Source organism: Synechococcus sp. YX-04-1 (assembly GCF_030546365.1).
In the GTDB taxonomy this organism is placed as follows: Bacteria; Cyanobacteriota; Cyanobacteriia; order PCC-6307; family Cyanobiaceae; genus Parasynechococcus.
In genome coordinates this window covers 97,796-120,765 of sequence record NZ_JAUONZ010000003.1, presented here as the reverse complement: position 1 = coordinate 120,765, position 22,970 = coordinate 97,796, and the positions used below count along the sequence as shown (strand labels likewise).

Here is a 22,970-nt window from a genome sequence, read left to right as displayed (position 1 = left end):
CCACCCGAGATCTGAGATACTCGCGGATTGTGCAGATCTGCGGCTTCGGGCCGCCGTGTTCTTGGCCAACGTTGTCGTCATCGGAGCGCAGTGGGGTGACGAGGGAAAAGGAAAGATCACCGATCTCCTGAGCCGCTCCGCCGATGTGGTGGTTCGCTATCAGGGTGGTGTGAATGCAGGCCACACGATTGTTGTTGACGATCGTGTGCTCAAGCTGCACCTGATTCCCTCTGGAATCCTTTATCCCGACACGATCTGCCTGATCGGATCCGGCACGGTGGTGGATCCCAAGGTGATGCTCGGTGAGCTGGACATGCTCATCGCCAACGACATTGATATTTCAGGGCTTCGCTTGGCATCCACGGCCCACGTGACGATGCCTTACCACCGCCTGCTCGATCAGGCGATGGAGAAGCAGAGGGGGGCACGCCGGATCGGAACCACAGGCCGCGGAATCGGCCCCACCTACGCCGACAAGTCGCAGCGCAGTGGCATCCGCGTCATCGACCTCCTGGACGAACAGCGGCTGAGCGAACGCCTTGAAGGCCCACTGCAAGAGAAGAACGAACTTCTTCAAACCATTTACGGCGTTGCTCCCCTGAACGCCGAAGACGTCATCCAGGAATATCTGGAATACGGCAAGCGCCTCGCACCCCACGTGGTGGAGTGCACCCAAACGATTCATCAGGCAGCGCGAGCTCGCAAAAACATCCTGTTCGAAGGTGCCCAGGGCACGCTGTTGGACCTGGACCACGGCACCTACCCGTACGTCACTTCCTCCAATCCAGTGTCCGGCGGTGCATGCATCGGTGCAGGCGTCGGCCCAACCCTGATTGACCGCGTCATCGGCGTGGCCAAGGCCTACACCACCCGCGTGGGTGAAGGCCCCTTCCCCACCGAGCTAAGCGGAAGCCTGAATGACCAGCTCACGGAACGCGGTGGTGAATTCGGCACCACCACTGGCCGCCAACGGCGCTGTGGCTGGTTTGACGGCGTGATCGGTCGCTATGCCGTGCAGGTCAACGGCTTGGACTGTCTGGCCGTAACCAAGCTGGATGTTCTGGATGAACTGGACGAAATTCAGGTCTGTGTGGCCTATGAGCTCAATGGCGAGCGAATCGAGCACTTCCCGAGCAGTGCCGATGACTTCGCCCAGTGCAAACCCATCTTCGAAACGCTGCCTGGCTGGCAGTGCTCCACCGAAGAATGCCGCAGCCTTGAGGACCTCCCCAAGCCGGCCATGGATTACCTGCGCTTCCTCGCCGATTTGATGGAAGTGCCGATCGCCATTGTCTCCCTAGGGGCCAGCCGTGATCAGACCATCGTTGTCGAAGATCCGATCCATGGCCCCAAGCGGGCTTTATTGAGCGCCTAAGCCTCTGAGGTTCATACTTCGGGGCTGCTTTCCACGCGTCGATGTCATCAGAGACCCGTTTCCCCAGCGCCTGCAGCCTCGATGTCGTTGGCATCGGCAACGCCATCGTCGATGTTCTGGTGCAGACGGACGACAATTTCATCGCTGAACACGGCCTCCAGAAAGGGGGCATGGCGCTGATCGATGAACAACAGGCAGAGGCTCTCTACAAGGCCAGTGGTGCTGGCCTCGAAACCTCCGGTGGCTCGGTTGCCAACACCATGGTGGGCATTGCCCAGCTCGGCGGTCGCGCTGGTTTCATCGGCCGTGTTCGGGACGACCAGCTGGGCAGCATTTTCAGCCACGACATCCGGGCCGTTGGTGCACGCTTTGAGACCCCAGCAGCCACCAGTGGAGCCACAACAGCGCGCTGCCTGATTTACGTCACGCCCGATGCCGAGCGGACCATGTGCACGTTCCTGGGGGCCTCCACCCAACTGGAGCCCGAGGATCTCGACCTCTCCATGGTCAAGCAAGCCAAAGTGCTTTATCTCGAGGGCTACCTCTGGGACAGTCCTGCCGCCAAACGGGCCTTCATCGCCGCCGCCGAAGCCTGCCGCGAAGCAGGCGGAAAGGTCGCTCTTTCGCTCTCCGATGGCTTCTGTGTGGATCGACACAGAGCGAGTTTTCTCGAACTGGTGAATGGCCACGTCGATGTGCTGTTCGCCAATGACGTCGAAATTCAGTCGCTTTATGAAACTGATGATTTCGACCAAGCCCTCGAGCGGGTGCGCGGCTGCTGCTCGGTGATTGCGATCACCCGTGGTGCCCAGGGATCCGTTGTGCTGAGTGGAGACCAGCGCTGGGATGTCGGCATCTTCGGCCTGGGAGACCTGGTGGACACCACGGGTGCAGGCGACCTCTATGCCGGCGGATTCCTGCATGGCTTCACCCAGGGCGAATCACTCGAGCGCTGTGGTGAGCTCGGAGCCGTCTGCGCCGGACAGATCGTGACCCAACTGGGGGCCCGCTCCCAGGTCTGCCTCAAGCAGCTGGCGGAGACGCATCTGAACTGAGCTCAGCGATAGCCCAAGCCCCATAGGCCGGTGATGCCGTCACCGGCCAGCACAACCACTCAGGGGTGTCATAGCTGTGCAGCTCTGAGATAGCTGAGCGCAGGTCTTCCACATGCCGGGCTGAGGTCTTCATCAGCAGTTGAACCTCATGGGAAGCCTGCAGCGCCCCCTCCCAGCGATAGAACGACTGAACGGGGTGGACGGAAACACAGGCCACGAGATGGCGCTCCAGCAAGGCCTCGGCCAGCTGTTTGGCACTCTCAGCGTTCGCTTCCGTGGTGAGGGCCAGCACGAGCCCACTCGCTTCAATCACACTCAAGCCGATCCATCAGGCTGCTGACATCCTCGACACAATCCATTCCAGCGGGGGGGGATGGACGCCGCAACAGCAGCAAGCTCAGCCCCAGATCCGTGGTGAGTTGATGCCAGAGCTGTTCCGTCACACCACCAGACTGGCGGCATAGCACCACCCCGATGTCCCAGCGACGGCAGAGAGACCGCTCGATCGCCCCCGGCACCTCTCCCAGCAGGGGGCGCACCACGGCCAGGTGATCCGGGGGCAGACCAGCCCGCAGTGCTGCGCGCAATCCATCGGGGGACGGAAGCGCACGGCCATAGGGGATAGCTCCGGCGCGGCGCACAGCGGCAGTCAAGGCCGGAAGATGACGACCTCCAATGGCCAGCAGTAGACGCTGGCCATTGAGCGGCTGGGCGGCCAATGCCTCGGCATCAGCCAGCAGAGAGGCAGCTCCAAGCGGTTCAAGGCGACGCTCAAAACGCAGCAGCGGTTGGCCGAGATCCGCACAAGCCGTGACCAGGTCATGGCTGATCCGAGCCGCAAAGGGATGCGTGGCATCCACCACCCAATGGAAAGGCCCGGCCTGGTGCAGTGCTGCCGTAATTCCGCCAATGCCCTGCAGGGCACCGATCAAGATCCGCTCGAGTGGCAGTCCCCCGTAGGCCTTCGCCGCACTTGCGGTCACCACGCTCACGCTCACACGCCAATTGCGGCGGTAGAGCTCCTGCACCAAGTGCGGCCCCTCACCGGTTCCAGCCAGCAGCAGCACACGACGCTGGTCATTCGCGGGGCCTTGCATCAGGATGTGCGCCGACACCAGCTCAAGCCATGAACCATTGCGTGCTCGAAGTGGAGGTGATCGACGCACCGACGGTTCGATACACCCAGGACAACCAGACTCCCATTGCGGAGATGGCCGTGCGCTTTGATCCCCTTCGGGACGGTGATCCTCCAGGCGAATTGAAAGTGGTGGGCTGGGGCAACCTGGCCCAGGAGCTGCAGAACCGTGTGCAGACAGGGCAGCGGCTGCTGATTGAAGGTCGGCTGAGGATGAACACCATGCCCCGGGGCGATGGCATGAAGGAGAAACGGGCTGAATTCACCCTGGCTCGGCTTCATCCGATTGGCGCGGCAGCCACGGGCGCACCCCCATCCGGCAACCCGGCAGCCCCGGCCCCAAGCCGCCAGGCCCCCGCGGCTGCGCCGACCAAGGTGGAGAAAGAGCCTGAACCGGCCAGCTGGAATGCTGCACCCCTGGTTCCCGACACCGACGACATCCCCTTCTGAATCAAAGGACGCTCGCGGGTCGGAGCAACTCAACGATCAGCTTCGTCCTGCAGTTCTGAGGCTCGGGTGATCAGTTGCCCGAGCTCCCGCTCAAGAGCGGCAAGATCCAGCCGCAGCTCGGGCCAGCGACCACCATCAATCTGCTGCAGCAACCAGCTGCGATCACGGTCGAGCTGCTGGAGCAGATCATCCATCCCGGTCGACGATGGATCTGGCATCTAGCTCGGAGCAGTGGATCTCCATCCTGATGGCCTAGAGGTCAAAATGACGATCAAGCCAAGGCCTTCATGAAGGATTTCTTCTCCCCCGGCAGCCTCGTCACCATCGCCGGAGGCGTGCTGACCGTGGTCGGTGCCACCGCTTACGCCACGGGAAGCGCCAACCTCAGCCTCCCCACGATTTTCTATGGAATCCCGATTTTGTTGGGGGGACTGGCATTGAAATCGTCGGAGCTGCCACCAGCGATCCGGGTGACACCAATCAAGACCTTTCAGAAAGAACGCGAAGCTGCGGCCCCTGAACTGGGCAAGTTGCTCGGCGATGTGACGCGCTGGCGCTACGGCCAGAAGGCCCATCTTGAGTCGTCGCTGGAAGCGCTCAAACTTTGGGACGAGGACACCCCACCGCAGTTGGAGGAGATCGAAGAGCTGCATTCCGACAGCGGCTACGGCCTTCGGATGCGTTTCCTGCTGGGAGCCGTCCCCCTCGAGCGCTGGCAAGAGCGGCAAGAGCGGCTCGGTCGTTTCTTCGCCAAGGGGATGCGAGCGGAACTCAAGGAACTGGATCAGCAACGGCTGGACGTTCTTCTGCTGCCAGCGGGTGAGGCCTAAGCCATGGCCCACTCCACCCAAAACAACGATGACGCCCTCAGGGTTTCGGTGCTCAGCGAAGCCCTTCCCTACATCCAGCGCTTCGCCGGTCGGCGCATCGTGATCAAGTACGGCGGAGCTGCCATGGCCCATGCCGAGCTGCGTGCTGCCGTCTTTCGCGACCTGGCTCTGCTGGCCTGCGTTGGGGTCCAACCCGTGGTGGTTCATGGCGGCGGGCCCGAAATCAACCAATGGCTTCAGCGTCTGGAAATCCCCGCCGAATTCCGCGACGGACTGCGCGTCACCGACGCCGACACCATGGACGTGGTGGAAATGGTGCTGGTGGGCCGCGTCAACAAGCAAATCGTGAATGGACTCAACCAACTCGGCACCCGTGCGGTTGGTTTGAGCGGAAGTGACGGAAGCCTTGTGGAGGCACGCCCCTGGGGGGACGGCAGCCATGGGCTGGTGGGGGACGTTGCCCGCGTCAACCCCGATGTGCTCGAACCGCTGCTGGAGAAGGGTTATGTGCCTGTCATTTCCAGCGTTGCCGCAACCCCTGATGACGGGCAAGCCCACAACATCAATGCCGATACGGTCGCTGGAGAGCTGGCGGCGGCCCTGGAAGCCGAAAAATTGATCCTGCTGACCGACACCCCCGGCATCCTTGAAGACCGGGACGATCCCGACTCCCTGATCCGCAAACTGCGCCTCTCAGAGGCAAGACAGCTGATCGAGGACGGAGTGGTCGCAGGGGGCATGACGCCCAAAACGGAATGTTGCATCCGTGCCTTGGCCCAGGGCGTGTCAGCCGCCCACATCATTGATGGGCGGGTTCCCCATGCCCTCTTGCTCGAAGTCTTCACCGACGCAGGCATCGGCACCATGGTGGTGGGACGCGGCTAGAGGGTGAGCGAGCAGGACGCAGCACTGGACCTCTCTGAAGCGGAGGCAGCCCTGGAGCGCGGGGACTACGGCCAGAGCCTGGAGCTGCTTCTCCCCCTAGCGGAGCAATACCCGATCAATAGCCCGGAGGGGCCGGGCCTTCGGCTCCTGATGATCACCGCCTGGATGGGCCAGGGGCAGGACGACAAAGCCATCGCCACCTGCAGGCTGCTGAGTCGCTGCCGTGATCCCAAGTTGCGCCAGCAAGCCAAACAACTGCTCGGGATTCTGGAAGCCCCCAGCCTGGATCGTCCGGAACGCTGGTCGATGCGGATGCCGCAACTGGAGCTGAATGGCTCCGGCAGCGGGCAGACCTCCACCATGCGGCGGCGGCGGTCGCGGCGACCCGAACCCCCGCCGCCACCACCAACGGGTCCGACGCGTTCACCGGGGGCTGGTTTCGCCGTGCTGGTGATGGCGGTTCTGCTGGGGATCACGCTGTTGCTGAGTGGCTGCGTGCAAATCGAGGCTGATCTCGACCTTCGCGGCCCGGATCGACTGGCCCTCACTTGGGACATGCGGAGCACCCAGGAACGGCCGCTGCCCTGGCAGGAGCAATTCGAGCGAGACCTGCAACGGGATGTGCCCGGGCTGAAGATCGAACAAACAGGCCCAGGGCGCCAAAAAATCAGCAGCCGTGTTGTGTCATCGCACGAGCTGGCGCAACAAATGGCCGCCGTGGTTGCCGTGGCTGGTCGCGCGGCTGGAGTCTCACTCCCTGCACCGGTGCTCAAGCTCGAAGAACGCAACTGGCTGCTGGGGGTGCAGCAGCACCTTCAGCTGATGGTGGACCTCAACGGTCTGCCCGAGATCCCTGGGCTCGACGTTCATCTGAGCCTCAACCATGGGCGGGTTGAGCGCACGGCTCTTTCCGGCACCACCACCGAAGTCAGCTGGCAGGGCTGGCGCTGGAATCCGCTTGGCCTGGGGGCCGTGGTGATCCTGATGCTGTTGACCAGCAGCATGGTGCTGCAGGTGGTGCGGCGGAAACTGGGCTTTGGCTTCCCAGAGCTGCCCTCCTGATCAAAGCTGCTGCGGATCTGGATCCACAGTCAGCGCAACACCCTTGGGCAAGCCATCCCAAAGGGCCTGCCCCGGAGGCAACGGAAGCGAGGAGCCCGCCGGACCGTGCAGCAACAACTGCCATCGGCTCCGGCCAGCCACCCGGGCCACCGGGGCCGGGGCCGGACCCAACAGCCACCAGCTCTGGCGCTGACAAATCGGTCGGATCCGCTCCGCCAGAACCGCTGCCGCCGTTGCTGTTTTGCTGGGGGAATCTCCAGACAGTCGCAGCAGACAAGCGCGACTGAAGGGCACCAGACCGGCTTCCTTGCGGAGGGCCACTTCCTGGGAGAGGAACGCTTCATAACGACCATCCACCAGGTGTTGAATCACCGGGTGCTCTGGGGTGTAGGTCTGCACCAACACCTGCCCCGGTCGCTCACCTCGACCAGCACGGCCCGCCAACTGCAACAGCAACTGCAGGGCCTGCTCTCCTGCGCGGAGATCGGGGCGGTGCAGAAGCCCATCCGCCGCCAGTACCGCCGCCAGAGTGACCCTCGGCAGATCCATGCCCTTGGCCAGCATCTGCGTGCCGATCAAGACATCGGCTTCACCGGCAGCAAAACGGTCCAACAGGCGTCGATGGCCATCACGCCCCCCGGTGGAATCGCGGTCAAAGCGGAGCAATCGAAGGCCTTCGAGCTCCTGGGAGAGCAGTTCCAAAACCTTCTGGGTACCGGCCCCAAAGGGTTTAAATGCCGTGGAACCGCATTGACTGCAACGGTTCTCCAGATCCTCACGATGGTCACACCAATGGCATCGCAGCCACTGACGTCCGCCCTGGCCGCGGTGAACGGTGAGCGCCACATCGCAGTGGGGGCACATCACCACCTCGCCGCAACTGCGGCAGCTCAAAAAGGGGCTGTACCCCCGACGAGGAACCAAAACCACGGCCTGTTCGCCCTGCTCCCGCAGCGCTGCAAGACGATCCATCAAGGCGCGACTGACCAGACGCTTGTGCCCTTCGGCCAGCTCATGGCGCATGTCGATGACATGCACAGGAGGTAGGGCCTGCCGGGAAATCCGCTCGGTCAGGCACACCAAGGTCAAGGCACCATCGGGGCCCGATTGAATCCAGCTCTCGAGCGACGGTGTGGCGCTGCCCAGCACAAGCCGTGCCTGTTGCATCACAACTCGGTCCAAGGCCAAGTCCCTGGCGTGATAGCAGGGCATTGGGGCGTCTTGCTTATAAGAGCTGTCGTGCTCCTCATCCAAAACAACCAGCCCCAGTGGCTTCAACGGCACGAACACAGCGGAGCGGGTTCCCACCACCACCAACGGCTGTTCGGCAGCAAGACAGCGTCGCCAAGTTCGAACCCGTTCGGCGTCACCACAACCGCTGTGGTATTCCACGACGCGCGAGCCAAAGCGTTTGCGGCAGCGGTCGACGAGTTGGGGGATCAATCCGATCTCGGGGGTGAGCAGCAGGACGTGCCGGCCCCGCTCAAGCTCCTGAGCAGCCAGTTGGAGATACACCTCGGTCTTGCCGGAGCCGGTGATTCCCCAGAGCAGCAGTCCACGCCCCGGAGAAAGCTGTTGGTAGGCATCGACCACGGCCTGCTGCTCAGCAGTCAAAGCCTGGGGGCACTCCTTGGGGCCAGCACCACCTGAGGAACCCTGGTCTTCACAACGACGCTGCTCACGCTCCAGGTAACCCTGCTGGATCAGGGGGGGCAGCAATTGGGCACCAAACCCACAAGCCACCAGGTCCCGTTGCCAAACGCCATTGCCCTGGCCTTCCAACCAAGCCAGAAGCTCCCGCTGGCGCGGGGTGGGTTGGTCCGCAGCATCAGGGGGGACACGGGCCTGGATCCACCACATTTGACGCCCGCCGGCTAGGGAACGCTGGCCGGCCTGACCAATCCAGCCCGCCGGCAGAGCCGCCTTCAAGGTGCGAAAGACACTGAGATGGCAACGGACCGCCACCCGTTCCAGCCAGCTGTACCAATCCGAATCGACAGCAGCTCGCTGCAGGAGTGATTCCACCGGTTGCAGCTCCTGAAGATCCTGCTCAGCCCACTCCCGCTCCGCCACCACCAGCCCATGCATGGCTCGACCCCGGAGGCGCACCCGCACCAGATCTCCCGGCATCAATCCCATGGTGGGATCTGCGGCATAGCTGAAGGACCGCCCTTCTCGCCCGGCCTCCAGCCAGACCTCAACGCATCGCCGCGAATGCGACAGGACCTTGCAAACTTCGGAAGACTTCATTAACGTGGAGATGTTGGGCAATTTCTGCCAACCCTGCGCTCGATCCAGAGGGAAGACACAGAGTCTGAAGTCAAGGTTTTATTCCTTGCCACTTTGACCGGTCTGAGACCACCCCGGGCAGCACAGAGACAATCAGTCCAAGCGTTTCGTCGACTCGCGGACACCACCGTCAACCAATGAACTCCGTCTCAGCGTCAGCTGCGTCGTTCTCTTTCGTTTAAACGGAAGTCTCTGGTTCCGGCTTTTGCCGCTGGTGTGTTTCTGCCGCTTTTGCGTTTCCCCTTCATCCGACTTCGACTAACACCATGACCCCTGCTGCCACCAAAGCTGCCAAGCCGGACATTGTTCTTCTGGCCAATGCTGATGGCAAGGTGAAGGAAGTCACCATGGATTCCGAAAAAGAGACCAAAAAGGCCCCCGCACGCCGACGAACCAGTAAGGCGAGCGCAAAGGACCTGAGCGCAGCGGCCGACGAACTACTGGCCGCTGCGGATCAAGCCAAGCCTTCGGGATCAACCAAAAAGGCTGCGGCGAAAACCACCAAGGCGAAAACCACTACGAAAAAGGCCACAACAAAGAAAGCAGCCACCAAAGCCTCGACAGCTAAAGCAGCTGCAGCAAAACCCACCGCCGAAGAGAAAGCCAAAACCGCAGCCGCTGAGAAAGAAGCCAAGGCCAAAGCCCTGGCCAGCATCAAGATCGGGCCTAAAGGCGTTTACACCGAAGACTCCATCCGGGTTTATCTGCAGGAAATCGGCCGGATTCGACTGCTGCGTCCCGACGAAGAGATCGAACTGGCCCGCAAAATTGCCGATCTTCTTTATCTCGAGGAACTTGCCGCTCAATTTGAAAGCGACAACGGCCGGGAACCCGACAACAAAGAGTGGGCGGCCCTCGTGGAAATGCCGCTCATCCGCTTCCGCCGGCGCTTGATGCTGGGCCGACGAGCCAAGGAAAAGATGGTGCAATCCAACTTGCGCCTGGTGGTCTCGATTGCCAAGAAGTACATGAATCGGGGCCTGAGCTTCCAAGACCTGATTCAGGAAGGAAGCCTTGGCCTGATTCGGGCAGCCGAAAAGTTCGATCACGAAAAGGGCTATAAGTTCTCCACTTACGCCACCTGGTGGATTCGTCAGGCAATCACACGCGCCATTGCCGACCAGAGCCGCACCATCCGCCTGCCGGTGCACCTCTACGAAACGATCTCCAGGATCAAGAAAACCACCAAGGTTCTCTCTCAGGAATTCGGCCGGAAGCCAACGGAAGAGGAAATCGCCGAATCGATGGAAATGACCATCGAAAAACTGCGCTTCATCGCCAAGAGTGCCCAGCTGCCGATCTCCCTGGAGACCCCAATCGGCAAGGAAGAGGATTCCCGCCTGGGCGATTTCATCGAAGCCGACATCGAGAATCCCGAACAGGACGTTGCCAAGAACCTGCTTCGTGAAGACCTGGAGGGTGTTTTGGCCACCCTCAGCCCCCGCGAACGCGATGTGCTGCGACTGCGCTACGGATTGGACGACGGGCGGATGAAAACCCTCGAGGAAATTGGCCAGATTTTTGACGTGACCCGTGAACGGATCCGTCAGATCGAAGCCAAGGCCCTGCGCAAATTGCGCCACCCCAACCGCAATGGGGTGCTCAAGGAATACATCAAGTAAACCCGAACTGAGCCTGCCATCAAACAGTCACGGGAGTAATACATAAGTACATTCCCCCTGGCTCAATGGTGTGTCGGGCTCCTATAACAAGCGTGAGGGAATTGAGACGCCCTCCTCACACGGAAGAGATCAAACCCCAGTCTGAGACTGGGGTTTTCCTTTGGAAAACAAAAGCTCAGTGCAACAGGTTCACTGATTGTCTTCGAAGGTCTCAGTGAATTCCTGAAAGGCACGCTTCAAGCGCTCCACCGGAGTTTCTTCTAAGGGACACTCCTGGCGTGTTTCCAGGGCATAGGTTTGGAGCAAGCGAGCATCTGGTTCAAGCACAGAGGCCACTGCCCCCTTGAACAGAACCAGATTGTGCTGCGACGTCAGCCCCGAAAGGTAAGGCTGAAGCACCCAGCTGGACTGCCCGTCCTGCGAGGGCTCCGCCGCTGAGCGCACCAGACGGGGCCGAAGCAGTTGAAAGGCATGGTCTCCATCGCGATCTGTGGTGTGGCGCAGTCGCGCCATTAGGACATCACCACTGCACAACAGGATTAGACGAATGCAGCCCTCAGCCACCAAGGGGAGCATGGCCTCCTGCTCTTGGGGGTCCGGGGCAACCGAGCCAATCACTCCGGCCTGACGAACGCCATTGACGACGGGTCCTGGCATGGCTGTCCTGCGGTTCTGAGGAATGTTAAGTGTTCTTCACAAAGAGATCTTCCCTTTCGAAGCTTCACAACCTCGTGAAGACGAACCAATCAATCCAAGCCCAAAAGCGTAGGCTGGGCGGCTGATTCGCCCTTTCCATGGCCCTCACCGAACTGCGCATCGCCTCACGACGCAGCCAGCTGGCCATGGTGCAAACCAACTGGGTAAAGGCGGAACTGGAAAAGGCCCATCCCGGCTTGAAGATCACCGTGGAAGCCATGGCCACCCAGGGCGACAAGATCCTGGACGTTGCGCTGGCCAAGATCGGCGACAAAGGCCTGTTCACCAAGGAACTCGAGGCCCAGATGCTGGTGGATCGTGCGGACATCGCCGTTCACTCCCTGAAAGATCTGCCCACCAACCTTCCTGAGGGCCTGATGTTGGGTTGCATCACCGAACGGGAAGACCCGGCCGATGCGCTGGTGGTGAATGCCAAGAACCAGGCCTACAAGCTCGACACCCTTCCCGAAGGTTCGGTGGTGGGAACGAGTTCACTGCGCCGCCTGGCTCAGCTGCGTCACCACTACCCCCACCTGGTCTTCAAGGACGTTCGGGGGAACGTGATCACCCGGCTGGAGAAATTGGACAACGGTGGTTACGACTGCCTGATCCTGGCCGCAGCAGGCCTGGGACGGCTGGGCTTCGGCGATCGGATCCACCAGCTGATCCCCGGCGACATCTCACTGCACGCCGTTGGTCAGGGAGCCCTGGGGATTGAATGCGTAGAGGACAAGCCCGAAGTGCTTGAGGCGATCAAAGTGCTGGAGCACACACCCACCTCCCAGCGCTGCCTGGCCGAGCGCGCTTTCCTGCGGGAACTGGAGGGTGGCTGCCAGGTCCCCATTGGCGTGAACACCCGCTTCGAAGGCGATCAACTGATCCTCACCGGGATGGTGGCCAGCCTTGATGGCAAACGCTTGATCCGCGATCAAGCCAGTGGCCCCTCCAGCGACGCCGAAGCCATCGGCCTCTCCCTCGCCCACACCCTCAAAGATCAGGGAGCAGGAGAGATCCTCAAAGAGATCTTCGACACCGTTCGCCCCGAAGCCTGATCAACTGCGAATCTCCAGGCGCGTTCCCACATCCACAGCATCAAACAGCTGCCGGATGTGGCTGTTGAGCATGCGCACGCAGCCCAGGCTGACGGCCGCACGAATCTGAACCCAATGCGGCCACGCCGTTCCATGGATCCCAAATTCGCCGCGGCCATTGCGGTGAAAAGCCATGTAGCGATCGCCAATGGGGCTGCTGGGTCCGCGCAGCTCCTGCCGCTGACCCGACTTATGGGTCACATAGATCGGATCGACCTTCTTATTGAGGATGGCGAATTCCCCCTTGGGGGTGGGCGTCTTGGGATCTCCAATCGCCACCGGCCAGGATCCAAGCTGCTGCTCACCCCGAACGAGGGTGATCCGTCGTTTGCTGAGGTCGAGGACCATGCGTGACTCACGAGCAGGTCGCCGCAACGCCAGCTCAGCAGGTTCAGCAGCAAGACAGGGAGAAACAGCCACCGCCAACAGGCCAGGCAACAGCGCCGGCACCAACGACCACTTCATGAGACCCACAAGACCCATTGGTCTCAACGTATTCATTGCCGCAAGAAAAAAACAGCCACAACCGCCTTGAAACTGAACTCTTCAAGATCTCTTTGGTCTCAAGCATGAGACCTGCGATCCAGCGGTACCCTGCTTCAAATCTCTCCTCTCCCTGTTGACCTCCACGGCGATCGCAACGGCGCGGCCAACCCTGCTCGACGGCAAGGCCCTCAGCCAGGAGGTTGAATCAATCAGCTTTCGCTTCGGCGACCTCCTCAGCAACCGCAGAACCTTCCTCGCTGCGGCCTGGACGCTGCGCAGGCAAGGGATCATCTGCCTGCGGGAGGCGGCACCTGCCGACCTGATCGCGTCGATCAACAGCGAAGTCGGCCAACTGCTCGAGGAAATCGAATCAGGCGAACACGCTCGCCTTGCGTCCCTGGCCTATCTCAATCTTCCTGATCAGCGGGTGCTGAAGGGCTACAACCAGTTCCGCGACGCCGATCGGTCGGTCATCAACTACCGGGTCAAGCGACCTGATGGACGCAGCGGTAGCGATGCAGGAATGATCGACATCTTTCATCCCGAGCGCCTCTCCGACAGCCTCAACCGCAGCATCCACACCTGCCTGCAGGAATCGGTGATTCAGCGGTTGCTTTTGTTGAGCAGCTTCAATCGAATGCGGGTGAAATGCCGCAACCTTTACCTCAACCGAGGCGTGCAAGACACGCGCAGCTACCACTGCGATGGACGCTCACTGAAGTTCAAATCCTTCGTGTACCTCAGTGATGTGCAATCACTGGCCGATGGGCCCTATTGCTTCGTACCCAGGTCCCAACGCCGACGGCGGCTCTGGTGGCGTAACGCCCGCTTCAACAAGCGCCACGGCCTAGGACCGTTTGAATTCAGTCAGCTGCGAGGGGCTGAGGCCATTGCTCTGTTTGCCAAGGCCGGAGACATGGTGCTCTCCTCGCAGCGCGGAGCCCACTGCGGCCACCCCCAACACCCTCAGGCGCGCCGCTCCGTCCTGGTGAACATGTTCCAACGCTGAACCATGAAAAAGGCGGGGGACACCCCCCGCCTGATTAGGAGTCGAACGCCGACTCATTCAGTCGACCAACTTGGGATCGATCTCAGCCAAATAGCGACCCTCACAGCTCTTGATGATCTCAACGGCCTTTTCCGTGCCGAAGAAACCATTCACCGTGCAAGTGCCAGGCTTCTTCAGATCCTTGTAGTGCTCCCAGTAGTAGGTGGTCTCTTTCTTCCAATGCTCACCGAGATCTTCCCAGCTCTTGATGTGATCCATGCGCTTGTCGTCGGCAAGAACAGCAATCACCTTGTCGTCGACTTCACCACCGTCGTCGAAGGTCATCACACCGATGATGCGGGCTTCCACAATCGAACCGGGAATCAGGGGCTCGGTGACACCAACGATTTCAATATCGAGGGGATCGCCATCTTCATCCCAGGTGCGGGGAATACAGCCGTAGGCGAAGGGGTAAGCCAGCGAGGAGTAACCGACGCGGTCCAGCTTCAGATGGCCGGTTTCGGTGATCAGCTCGTACTTGTTGATCGTGTTGGAGTTGAGCTCCACGATCGTGTTGAGACGAAGTTCGGCTTCATCAGCGAAGGCCGGCAGCACGTGCAGCAGGTTGGGCATGCTGCGGCTGGGTGCCTGATCGAGGTTGGCCATAAACGGCGATGGACAGCGCGGCGCATCCTACGGGCCCCCTCATCCAGTCGAGTTGCAAGCGGCTAGAGGACCAGTTGCAGCCGATCAAGCTTGTTCTCCAGATAGCCGAGGAAGGCATCGGTGCTCAAGGGCCGACCGGTGACCCTCTCCACCAGTTGATCGGCATTCACACTGCGTCCGAGCGGGTGAACATGCTCACGCAGCCAAGCCAGCAAGGGCGTGACATCGCCACGCTCCACATGCTCTTCCGGAGACCCGATGGCCTCCGCCATCGCTTCGCTCAACTGCGCACTAATCAAGTGCCCCAACAGATACGAGGGGAAATAGCCAAACAGACCTTCACTCCAGTGCACATCCTGAAGGCATCCCTCGGCATCGTTCATCGGCCGCACCCCCAGAAGCTCCTGATAGCGCTGGTTCCATTCGCCAGGGAGATCCTTCACCGCCAAACCCTTCTCCAGCAGAGCAATCTCGAGATCCGTGCGGATCAGGATGTGCAAGCCATAGCTGAGTTCATCGGCCTCAACCCGGTTCAAACCAGGCGCCATCGGATTCATCGCCTGCCACATGTCCTGGGCGCCGCTGAAGGGAGCCCCGAGCTGTGCGAAACGCTTCCACCACTGCTCCGCGAAAGGACGGCTCCGGGCAACACGGTTCTCCCAGAACAGCGACTGACTTTCATGCACCGCCATCGAGGTTGCCTGTCCTAAGGGCCAGGCAAACCATTGGTGGCTCTGGTCCGGCAAACCCTGTTCGTAAAGGGAATGCCCCCATTCATGGGCAGTGGCAAGGAAACACGACAACGGCTGCCCTGGCACCACGCGCGTGGTGATGCGGTAATCCGCCGGCCCCAGCGTGATCGAGAAGGGGTGGGGCGAGCGCGCCATGCAGGTGATGGCGGGATTGCGGCCCCAAGCACCGAGCAGCTGATCACAAAGATCTTGCTGGCTGGACTCTTCGAGATCCCAGTCAGCTGATCGGGGGCGAGGCCGGGTGGATGCCTGAGCAACCAGCTGCGGCAACCGTTGCCGTAACGGAGCAAACAAGGCCTCGAGACGCTCCAGACGCAAATCCGGCTCGAAAGGTTGCGCCAGGGTCTCCCAACAGGAGCGAGGCTCATCCAGCTGTTTGGCCTGCTCCTGACGCAAGTCAATCAAGGTCTGAAGCGCCGGTGCGAAGAGGCTGAAATCAGAGGCCGATCGAGCCTGCTGCCAACGGTTGTAGCCATCGGCCTTGGCCTTGGCTAAGGCGGCGACGAGAGCTGAATCGAGGGACTGCTGCCGCTGCAGATCCTGTTCCAACAAATCCAGATTGCGGCCCTCCTCCGGGCATCGCTCACCGGAGGTCCAGTGCTGACGTGCTGCGGCCAGCAGATCCGCATAAGCCTCTGAGCTCTGACGGGCATGAAGCTGGGTCGCCAGCAGCGTGAGCTGTTCACCCCGCCAAAACGCCCCGGCAGAGGGCATGCGGGTGTTCTGATCCCAGTACAGGGTGCTTTGGATCGAACCAAGCAGCTGCGTCTCTTTCAGATGGGCTCCCAGCTGCCCCCAAGCCGTTGCGGCAGAAGCCATCTCACTCTGTTTTTGCCACCCTAACGAGTCTTGGAGTGGCATCGAACCACCGATGCAGGCCATGGTGAAGCGGTTGAGACGTCCTGCACCGATGCGCCGACTGATACTTTCGGTGGCCCTTGGGATCGCCCTCCCCATGGCGCTCTGGCCGCTCAAGCTCATCTACCGGCAGCCATCGCCCTATCAGTAGGACGGTTCATTTCAAATCGCAGCGTCCTTGGCAGAGGGTCTCAAGGTCGGCACGCCCGGTGAGCTGGAGCCGGCGGGCCGCCCAGATCCCGTAGACCCAATCGACCACACCGCCGATCAGGGGCCAACGGGTCGGTGCGTAGAGCCACCCCAGACCAATCAGGCGGTACGCCTCGCGAAAGACGGCCACATCCCGCAGAACCTCACCGGAGCCTGCAATGGCGTGAATGCGGCCCATGGCAGCGCGGTAGCTGATTCCGGCATGAGCCTCTGCGTCGTAATCAGTGGCATCAATGTCGACAAAAGCCAGCCGGCCCTGACGGTCACGCCGCTGCAGAAAGCGAACTTCCCGCACACACAACGGACAGCCCCCGTCGAAAAGCAGGGTCAGTTCGGGGGCAGAGGGACTGGCCATGGACTCAGGCGGTGCTGCAACACGCAAAGTAAGGAGAGAACGCTCGAGAGTGGTGGGAGTGCAGCAGATCCTGCATCAGATTTCGGTCCAAACCCCTGGGAAAGGATTCACCCGTCTGGACGGTCGGTTGAATGCCTGGATCCGCAGCACGGGCCTGGACCAAGCCGTTCTGCACCTCACCTGTCTGCACACCAGCGCAAGCCTCACGATCAACGAGAACGCTGATCCACGGGTGCTGCAAGACCTCGATGCATGGATGGCGGATGCCGTTCCAGAACACCGCCGCTATCTCCATGACGACGAAGGAGCGGATGACATGCCGGCCCATATCCGCACAGCACTCACCAGCCAGACCCTCAGCCTGAGCGTCAGTAGAGGACAGCTGCTGCTGGGCACCTGGCAAGCCGTTTACCTCTGGGAGCACCGCAGCGCTGCTCACACCAGAACAATCGCCTGCCACCTGTTCGGTGAACCATCGAGCTGCCCCACCCCGGAGAGCAACACGCAAACCAGCTCAGCAACGCCTCAAACTCTGTTGAGCCTGCGCAATGGAGAACGGATCAATCAAGCCATTCAGGCCCGCCACGACCCCAATGCCTGGGAAACCGACGACGGCATCGATACAGACACCGATCTGATGATTGATCGATTGCATGAACTGAGCGATTGACGACCGACGCCAGCCACGATGTGGTCGTGATTTAGGGCTCCCATGCCAGTTGAACGCCTCGACGCCGCCCAGAAGTCGGCACTCACCACAGCCTTGCCCAATTGGGTTGTGGACGGAGACAGGCTGCACCGCGATCTGCAGTTCAACAGCTTCGTGGAGGCCTTTGGATTCATGGCACAGGTGGCCTTGCTGGCCGAATCCAAAAATCATCATCCGAACTGGAGCAACGTCTACAACCGCGTCTCGATCGACCTAACCACCCATGATCTCGGCGGCCTCAGCAGCCTGGATGTGGAGTTGGCCAGCGCCATTGACGCCCTGCTGCCAGCATGAGTTGAGAGGGTCCTTGCGCATGACCACTGCACCAGCCACCGCCAACGTCCCCGTCACCATTCTCAGCGGCTTCCTCGGAGCGGGGAAAACCACTCTGCTGAATCACATCTTGAGCAATCAGCAGGGGGTGAAGACCGCGGTGCTGGTGAACGAGTTCGGTGAAATCGGCATCGACAACGATCTGGTCGTCACCACCGATGAAGACATGGTGGAGCTGAGCAATGGTTGCATCTGCTGCTCAATCAACGGCGAGCTGATGGAGGCGGTGGAACGGGTGATTGAACGCCCAGAGCCACTCGATTACATCGTCGTCGAAACCACAGGTCTGGCCGATCCCCTGCCGGTAGCCATGACCTTTCTTGGTAGTGAGCTGCGGGATCAAACCCGCCTGGATTCGATCATCACGTTGATCGATGCAGAAAACTTCGACAACGTCGTGCTGGACACGGAAGTTGGCCGGGCCCAGGTGATTTACGGCGACATCCTGTTGCTGAACAAGTGCGACCTCGTCTCCGAGGAGCGGCTTGAGGCCGTCGAACAGCAACTCAGAGACGTCAAGAACGATGCGCGGATCCTGCGGTCGGTGAAAGGAGACGTGCCCCTGGCCCTGCTGCTCAGCGTTGGCCTGTTCGAATCCGACAAGGTGAGTTCCCCCGCCGACGATCCGAGCCTGGATCACAGCGACTGCGACCACGACCATGGCCAATGCAGCCATGACCATGACCACGGTCATGACGACCATGGTCATAACAGCCATGGGCACGGACACCATCACCACGGCCACAGCCACGGTGAGCATCAGGACATCGAGGGATTCACCTCCATGTCCTTCCAAAGTGATGGCCCCTTCTCCCTGCGCAAGTTCCAGAACTTCCTGGACAATCAAATGCCCCAGGAGGTGTTCCGGGCTAAGGGAATCCTCTGGTTCAACGAAAGCGAACGCCGCCATGTGTTCCACCTAGCAGGCAAACGCTTTTCCATTGACGACACCGATTGGAACGGAGATCGCAAGAATCAATTGGTGCTGATCGGCCGCAACATCGACCACAACACGCTGCGGAAGCAACTCAAGGCCTGTGTGGCACCGGATGCAGGAAAAGGTTTCAGCTGATTCAGCAGAACCCAGGAATGCTGCTTATTGTGCGTGCCATGGGAGAAACCTCGATGGTCGAACCACTGCTGCTCGGAACAGTCTTTGTTCTCGCCAGCCTGCTGCTCTGGCTTCTGGCTGATTCCGACGACGACAACGGTGGAGGTGGCTTACGCCAACCGGCTCTTGTGCCCATCCCCGTGCGCCATCAGCAACGCTGAAGAAATCAACATCCACTTCTTCAATCCTCTGCTGCAGCGGGGGATTTTTTTATGCCAACGCGTGGCCAAGCGGAAGCAGCGTGACTCTGGCCCCTTCCCTGAACGTGAGGCGGCAACGGGTGTGGGGAGGATGCTCCTGATCGATCGGACAGTGGGCCCGCACCAGCACATCAGAGACACGGATTCGGTATTCCCATGCATCCCCCAGAAATTCACGTCCCAAGATGCTTGCCTCACCTTCGCCATCGGCGACGACATTGATGTCGTGCGGATCCACCAGCACACAACAGTCATCGGAGGCTCTGCCGTCAGCCTGGACCCATGGGGCGGATGCATCCAGTTCTCCCAGCAGACAGGACAACTGGCCTTGGCCATGGGCCTGAACCGGAATCAAATTGCGCTGGAGCACAAAGGATCCAACAAAAGGCGTCGCAGGTGATCTCACGATCTCGGGGGGCGATGCACATTGATGCAGCACTCCATCCCGCATCACTGCAACGCGATCGCAAATCGCCAGGGCTTCTCCGGGGTCATGGGTGACGATCACGCCGCTCGCACCACAGGCGTCGAGCACGGAGGCGAGCTCACTACGCAGGCGGAGCCTTACCTCCACATCAAGACTTGAAAAAGGCTCATCAAGCAGGACAACCCTTGGCGCTGGGGCCAAAGCGCGGGCCAACGCCAACCGTTGCCGCTGGCCACCGGAGAGCTGGTGTGGGTAGCGCTGCTCGAGCCCCTTCAGCCCCAGCAACTCAAACAACCAGGCCACGCGCTCATGGTTGGGGTTCCGCCGGGGCAAACCGAAACTGGCGTTCTGCCAAGCGTTCAGGTGAGGGAATAGGGCGTAGTCCTGGAACACCATGCCAACGCCCCTGCGTTCTGGTTCCATCCAGACCCCATCTCCAGCCACCATTCGCTGATCCAGCTGAACCGTGCCGCGTCGGGGGCGTTCGAAGCCAGCAATCAAGCGAAGCAGGGTGGTTTTGCCACAGCCGGAGGGTCCCAGCAAGCCCAACAACTCCCCTGACGCCACCTGAAGATCGACCCCTTTTAGGGTCCAGCCGTCAGACGCATCGCCGTAGCTATGCCAGACCCCGTTTAAAGCAACCGTTGGCTCCATCGGGAGCAGCTGTTCCACAGATCAGTTGAAGCTTGGGAAGCGACCGAGCTTATGAGTGTGACAAATGATCGAAGCCGGTGTGCGGTTTGCACGCCCTGAATCAGATCCCCATCGTTCATCGCCAGACTCATTCCATGGCAATGTCGCAATGCCATGTCGCGACAACGGTGTCCGGCCCATCGCTGAAGTGAAGTTGCTGCCCAACCGGATTGTTGTTCCAAGCCCAACCCGGCTGGCCCTCATCCTGATCGCCTCCATCACTGGCCTGATTGCCATCTGGCCTGTGCTGACGCTGGTCAAGGAAGCCCTGACGTCCTTACACAGCGGCTTCAGCGATCTTGGCCCCGATGGCATGCGACAGATCGTTGGCACAATCCAGCTGCTGCTCGGCACAGCAACGCTTGGCACCGTGCTCGGCACAGCCAATGGTTGGTTGCTGTGCAACTGCCGTTTTCCCGGTCGGCAATGGCTCCGCATTGCCCAGCTGATTCCTCTGGCAACGCCGGCCTATCTCCTCTCGGCCACCCTTGTCGATCTGGGAAGTCGCCACAGCTGGACCATTCACGGCATGGGATGGGGCATCGCTGTGATGGCCCTGACGACCTACCCCTACGTATTCCTCCTGAGCACCGAAAGTTTCTCCGTCAGCGGCCAGCGTCAGCTGGAGGCATGTCGCAGCCTGGGTGTCGGTCCCTGGTCAGCCTTCCGGCGTGTGGCCTTACCCATTGCATTACCCGCGATCGGAGCCGGTGTCGCACTCATGGGGATGGAAGTGGTCAATGAGCTGGGTGCCGTTCAGCTCCTCAGCATTCCGAGTCTCTCCGCAGGCATCTTGGAAACCTGGCAGTCCAACGGCGATCCCGCAGGCGCCATCAGCTTGGCCTTGATCACGCTGGTGATCGTGTTGACGTTGGTGGTGTGTGAACGCAGCCTGCGCAGGCGCAGTCGACGCTGGAGTGATGGCGTGGCCGGCGGGGACGCAACCGCTTGGCACCTGCAGGGATTCCGTGCTGGTGTGGCGCAACTGCTCTCCGTCATCCCTCCGATCGTGAGCCTGGGGACCCCGCTGCTGTGGGCCGCCAGCAACTTGGATCAGCTCCAAAACAGCTGGAACGACGATCTGATCAGCCTGAGCGGCCGCAGTCTTTTGCTGGCCCTTGTCGCTGCCGTTTTGGCGGTAACGGCAGCGCTCGTGCTGGCTATCGCCAAACGCTGGTCCAGCGCCCCATGGCTGAAAAGCCTCACCTTCCTGGCCGGAACGGGCTACGCCATCCCCGGCACCGTCCTGGCTCTGGCCTTGTTGCTCACTGGCGCCCCCTGGCAGGTCGCCCCCTTGCTCCTGCTGCTGTGGGGTTACAGCGATCGATTTCTGGCGGTGGCGAAAGGGGGCCTGGACGCAGCCCTGGAGCGAATCAGCCCGAGCCTCGATGAGGCAGCTACGGGGATGGGATCGCCATGGCAACGCGTGCTCCAACGCGTGCATCTGCCCCTCTTGCGCGGACCGATCACCGTCGGGCTGCTGCTGGTGTTTGTCGATACGGTGAAGGAGCTTCCCCTCACCTTCGCTCTGCGGCCTTTCGACTTCGACACGCTCTCGGTGCGCGTGTTCCAGTACGCCGGCGATGAACGACTGGCCGAAGCGATGTTGCCGGCCCTGATGATCCTCGTTCTGGGTTTGGTCGCCGCCATGGCCTTGGTCCCGACGCTGGATCAAGCCTCCAGACGAGAGAGCTCGTCACCCCCTCAGCGACCGCTCTGATGCATTGCGCTGGAGAACACCAGCACGGGTGTTGAGACGTAGAGGGAGTGTTGACCAGGACAGCGGCCGTTCTGTGGAAACGGCGTAGGTGGTCTCCAGAAGGGTGCCCCTTCCCCCATCGATCTCCAGCAAGGTGAAGGTCTGCTGTGCTGGCGCTCCACCGTCCAGCAGGCGCCGGGGGCCACTGCCCAAGGCGCCGAGCTGAATCAGATCGAGCTGACCACTTCGGCTGGAGAACCAGGCGTGGTGATGACCACTGATATAAGCCTGCACGCCGGCGGCGTCCATCAAGGCCTCAAGCGCACGTCCCCGCTCCAACACCTCACCGGGGCGATCCTTGCCCAGACCAACACCGGCCAGGGGGAGATGACCCACAACAAACCGAGCACAAGCCGCTTGTGCCTTGGGACTGGCCAACTGCTGTTGTGCCCAGGCCAACTGATCCTCAGGAACACGGGCTGAGCTGGCATCCCAGACCAACCAGAAGATCCCGTCCTGCAGCACCGTGTAGCGAAACGGGAACTGCGAGGCATCCACAAACGCCAATCCCATCCGTGAACGGATCGGGGTCCAGAACCGACGCACAGCGGCACGATCCGCGTGGAAGCCCGGTGAACCGTCATGGTTCCCGATCGCTGGCAGCAGTGGGATGTCCGCCGCCTGAAACCGCTGCAGAACGGACCGTTCAAAGCCCCGCCACATTGCATCCAGCTGCTGGCCACTGAGGCCTGGCATCTGAGCAGCGACCATGTCGCCAGCACACACCACCAGATCCGGCTTCAGGCCAATGAGCTGATTCAACCCCTGATCAACGGCAGGGATGTAGCTGGTGGCGCCATAGCTGCTGTTGAGGTCGCTGATCAGCCCAACGCGGTGAACAGCCCCCCTTGCGGCGTTCAAGGGCAGGGCCGCTGCAGTGAGACCGGTGCCAAGCACCAACTGCAGCATCTGACGACGATTTAGCAGCACAAC

Annotated in this window: 25 protein-coding genes; 14 read left to right on the top strand and 11 right to left on the bottom strand. The window is 61.0% G+C overall.

Annotated elements, in window-relative coordinates; translation table 11 throughout:
• Positions 1-55 precede the first annotated feature (55 nt).
• Both Q3Y53_RS06770 and Q3Y53_RS06765 read left to right on the top strand, forming a co-directional pair.
• Positions 56-1,375, top strand: a complete 1,320-nt coding sequence (locus Q3Y53_RS06770) for an adenylosuccinate synthase (protein ID WP_226401404.1) — start codon at positions 56-58, stop codon at positions 1,373-1,375.
• A 41-nt stretch (positions 1,376-1,416) separates the two neighbouring features.
• A complete protein-coding gene (locus Q3Y53_RS06765) occupies positions 1,417-2,430 on the top strand; it encodes an adenosine kinase (RefSeq protein ID WP_226425991.1) in 1,014 nt (337 codons plus the stop codon).
• On the opposite strand, the gene cutA is transcribed toward Q3Y53_RS06765, so the two are convergent.
• Both cutA and Q3Y53_RS06755 read right to left on the bottom strand, forming a co-directional pair.
• Entirely contained in the window at positions 2,399-2,743 is a 345-nt protein-coding gene (gene cutA / locus Q3Y53_RS06760; protein WP_226426033.1) for a divalent-cation tolerance protein CutA, read from the bottom strand. The genes Q3Y53_RS06765 and cutA overlap by 32 nt on opposite strands.
• The gene (locus Q3Y53_RS06755) at positions 2,736-3,527 is read right to left on the bottom strand and encodes a precorrin-6A/cobalt-precorrin-6A reductase (protein WP_303534800.1); all 792 of its coding nucleotides are present in this window, start codon (positions 3,525-3,527) and stop codon (positions 2,736-2,738) included. Before Q3Y53_RS06755 ends, cutA begins: the two co-directional genes overlap by 8 nt.
• Positions 3,528-3,556: 29 nt before the next feature.
• Between Q3Y53_RS06755 and Q3Y53_RS06750 the strand changes: the two genes are divergently transcribed.
• Positions 3,557-4,015: a single-stranded DNA-binding protein gene (locus tag Q3Y53_RS06750; protein ID WP_226425990.1), complete on the top strand. Its 459-nt coding sequence runs from the start codon at positions 3,557-3,559 to the stop codon at positions 4,013-4,015.
• Between the two features lie 29 nt (positions 4,016-4,044).
• Here the strand turns inward: Q3Y53_RS06750 and Q3Y53_RS06745 are convergent, their stop codons facing one another.
• Positions 4,045-4,233 carry a hypothetical protein gene (locus Q3Y53_RS06745; RefSeq protein WP_115023976.1) on the bottom strand — a complete coding sequence of 63 codons (189 nt, stop codon included), beginning with the start codon at positions 4,231-4,233 and terminating at the stop codon, positions 4,045-4,047.
• 69 nt (positions 4,234-4,302) lie between these two features.
• On the opposite strand from Q3Y53_RS06745, the gene Q3Y53_RS06740 reads away from it, so the two are divergent.
• From Q3Y53_RS06740 to Q3Y53_RS06730, 3 genes are read left to right on the top strand one after another with little or no spacing between them, the layout of a single operon-like run.
• Positions 4,303-4,845 carry a DUF2854 domain-containing protein gene (locus tag Q3Y53_RS06740; protein ID WP_226425989.1) on the top strand — a complete coding sequence of 181 codons (543 nt, stop codon included), beginning with the start codon at positions 4,303-4,305 and terminating at the stop codon, positions 4,843-4,845.
• 3 nt (positions 4,846-4,848) lie between these two features.
• Positions 4,849-5,730 (top strand): acetylglutamate kinase, encoded by an 882-nt coding sequence (gene argB, locus Q3Y53_RS06735; RefSeq protein ID WP_303534377.1) that lies wholly within the window; start codon positions 4,849-4,851, stop codon positions 5,728-5,730.
• A gap of 3 nt (positions 5,731-5,733) precedes the next feature.
• Positions 5,734-6,792: a DUF3153 domain-containing protein gene (locus tag Q3Y53_RS06730; RefSeq protein ID WP_303534375.1), complete on the top strand. Its 1,059-nt coding sequence runs from the start codon at positions 5,734-5,736 to the stop codon at positions 6,790-6,792.
• Here the strand turns inward: Q3Y53_RS06730 and priA are convergent, their stop codons facing one another.
• Positions 6,793-9,042 carry a primosomal protein N' gene (priA, locus tag Q3Y53_RS06725; RefSeq protein WP_226425986.1) on the bottom strand — a complete coding sequence of 750 codons (2,250 nt, stop codon included), beginning with the start codon at positions 9,040-9,042 and terminating at the stop codon, positions 6,793-6,795.
• A 305-nt stretch (positions 9,043-9,347) separates the two neighbouring features.
• On the opposite strand from priA, the gene rpoD reads away from it, so the two are divergent.
• Positions 9,348-10,703 (top strand): RNA polymerase sigma factor RpoD, encoded by a 1,356-nt coding sequence (rpoD, locus tag Q3Y53_RS06720; protein WP_226425985.1) that lies wholly within the window; start codon positions 9,348-9,350, stop codon positions 10,701-10,703.
• 189 nt (positions 10,704-10,892) lie between these two features.
• On the opposite strand, the gene Q3Y53_RS06715 is transcribed toward rpoD, so the two are convergent.
• Complete coding sequence (locus Q3Y53_RS06715) at positions 10,893-11,360, bottom strand: hypothetical protein (protein WP_226425984.1); 468 nt, start codon at positions 11,358-11,360, stop codon at positions 10,893-10,895.
• A gap of 137 nt (positions 11,361-11,497) precedes the next feature.
• On the opposite strand from Q3Y53_RS06715, the gene hemC reads away from it, so the two are divergent.
• Complete coding sequence (gene hemC / locus Q3Y53_RS06710; protein ID WP_226425983.1) at positions 11,498-12,451, top strand: hydroxymethylbilane synthase; 954 nt, start codon at positions 11,498-11,500, stop codon at positions 12,449-12,451.
• Here hemC and Q3Y53_RS06705 read toward each other — a convergent pair whose 3' ends face one another.
• Positions 12,452-12,955, bottom strand: a complete 504-nt coding sequence (locus Q3Y53_RS06705) for a L,D-transpeptidase (protein WP_226426031.1) — start codon at positions 12,953-12,955, stop codon at positions 12,452-12,454.
• A gap of 154 nt (positions 12,956-13,109) precedes the next feature.
• On the opposite strand from Q3Y53_RS06705, the gene Q3Y53_RS06700 reads away from it, so the two are divergent.
• On the top strand, positions 13,110-13,985 hold the full coding sequence (locus Q3Y53_RS06700) for a hypothetical protein (RefSeq protein WP_226425982.1): 876 nt from the start codon (positions 13,110-13,112) through the stop codon (positions 13,983-13,985).
• 57 nt (positions 13,986-14,042) lie between these two features.
• Here Q3Y53_RS06700 and Q3Y53_RS06695 read toward each other — a convergent pair whose 3' ends face one another.
• The 3 genes from Q3Y53_RS06695 to Q3Y53_RS06685 form a co-directional block, all read right to left on the bottom strand.
• Complete coding sequence (locus Q3Y53_RS06695) at positions 14,043-14,630, bottom strand: inorganic diphosphatase (RefSeq protein ID WP_226425981.1); 588 nt, start codon at positions 14,628-14,630, stop codon at positions 14,043-14,045.
• A gap of 62 nt (positions 14,631-14,692) precedes the next feature.
• On the bottom strand, positions 14,693-16,201 hold the full coding sequence (locus tag Q3Y53_RS06690) for a carboxypeptidase M32 (RefSeq protein WP_303534367.1): 1,509 nt from the start codon (positions 16,199-16,201) through the stop codon (positions 14,693-14,695).
• 196 nt (positions 16,202-16,397) lie between these two features.
• Positions 16,398-16,805, bottom strand: coding sequence for a thiol-disulfide oxidoreductase DCC family protein (locus tag Q3Y53_RS06685; protein WP_226425979.1), 408 nt, complete (start codon positions 16,803-16,805; stop codon positions 16,398-16,400).
• Between the two features lie 52 nt (positions 16,806-16,857).
• On the opposite strand from Q3Y53_RS06685, the gene Q3Y53_RS06680 reads away from it, so the two are divergent.
• From Q3Y53_RS06680 to Q3Y53_RS06665, 4 genes are read left to right on the top strand one after another with little or no spacing between them, the layout of a single operon-like run.
• The gene (locus tag Q3Y53_RS06680; protein ID WP_226425978.1) at positions 16,858-17,475 is read left to right on the top strand and encodes a secondary thiamine-phosphate synthase enzyme YjbQ; all 618 of its coding nucleotides are present in this window, start codon (positions 16,858-16,860) and stop codon (positions 17,473-17,475) included.
• Between the two features lie 42 nt (positions 17,476-17,517).
• The gene (locus Q3Y53_RS06675) at positions 17,518-17,808 is read left to right on the top strand and encodes a 4a-hydroxytetrahydrobiopterin dehydratase (RefSeq protein ID WP_226425977.1); all 291 of its coding nucleotides are present in this window, start codon (positions 17,518-17,520) and stop codon (positions 17,806-17,808) included.
• Positions 17,809-17,827: 19 nt separating this feature from the next.
• Positions 17,828-18,919: a GTP-binding protein gene (locus tag Q3Y53_RS06670; RefSeq protein ID WP_303534360.1), complete on the top strand. Its 1,092-nt coding sequence runs from the start codon at positions 17,828-17,830 to the stop codon at positions 18,917-18,919.
• Between the two features lie 17 nt (positions 18,920-18,936).
• On the top strand, positions 18,937-19,119 hold the full coding sequence (locus Q3Y53_RS06665; protein WP_226425975.1) for a hypothetical protein: 183 nt from the start codon (positions 18,937-18,939) through the stop codon (positions 19,117-19,119).
• Positions 19,120-19,168: 49 nt separating this feature from the next.
• Here the strand turns inward: Q3Y53_RS06665 and Q3Y53_RS06660 are convergent, their stop codons facing one another.
• A complete protein-coding gene (locus Q3Y53_RS06660) occupies positions 19,169-20,239 on the bottom strand; it encodes an ABC transporter ATP-binding protein (RefSeq protein ID WP_303534798.1) in 1,071 nt (356 codons plus the stop codon).
• Between the two features lie 148 nt (positions 20,240-20,387).
• Here Q3Y53_RS06660 and Q3Y53_RS06655 point away from each other — a divergent pair, with 148 nt between their 5' ends.
• Positions 20,388-21,998 (top strand): iron ABC transporter permease, encoded by a 1,611-nt coding sequence (locus tag Q3Y53_RS06655; protein ID WP_303534355.1) that lies wholly within the window; start codon positions 20,388-20,390, stop codon positions 21,996-21,998.
• Here Q3Y53_RS06655 and Q3Y53_RS06650 read toward each other — a convergent pair.
• Positions 21,975-22,967 carry a metallophosphoesterase gene (locus Q3Y53_RS06650; RefSeq protein ID WP_303534352.1) on the bottom strand — a complete coding sequence of 331 codons (993 nt, stop codon included), beginning with the start codon at positions 22,965-22,967 and terminating at the stop codon, positions 21,975-21,977. The genes Q3Y53_RS06655 and Q3Y53_RS06650 overlap by 24 nt on opposite strands.
• Between the last annotated feature and the right edge of the window lie 3 nt (positions 22,968-22,970).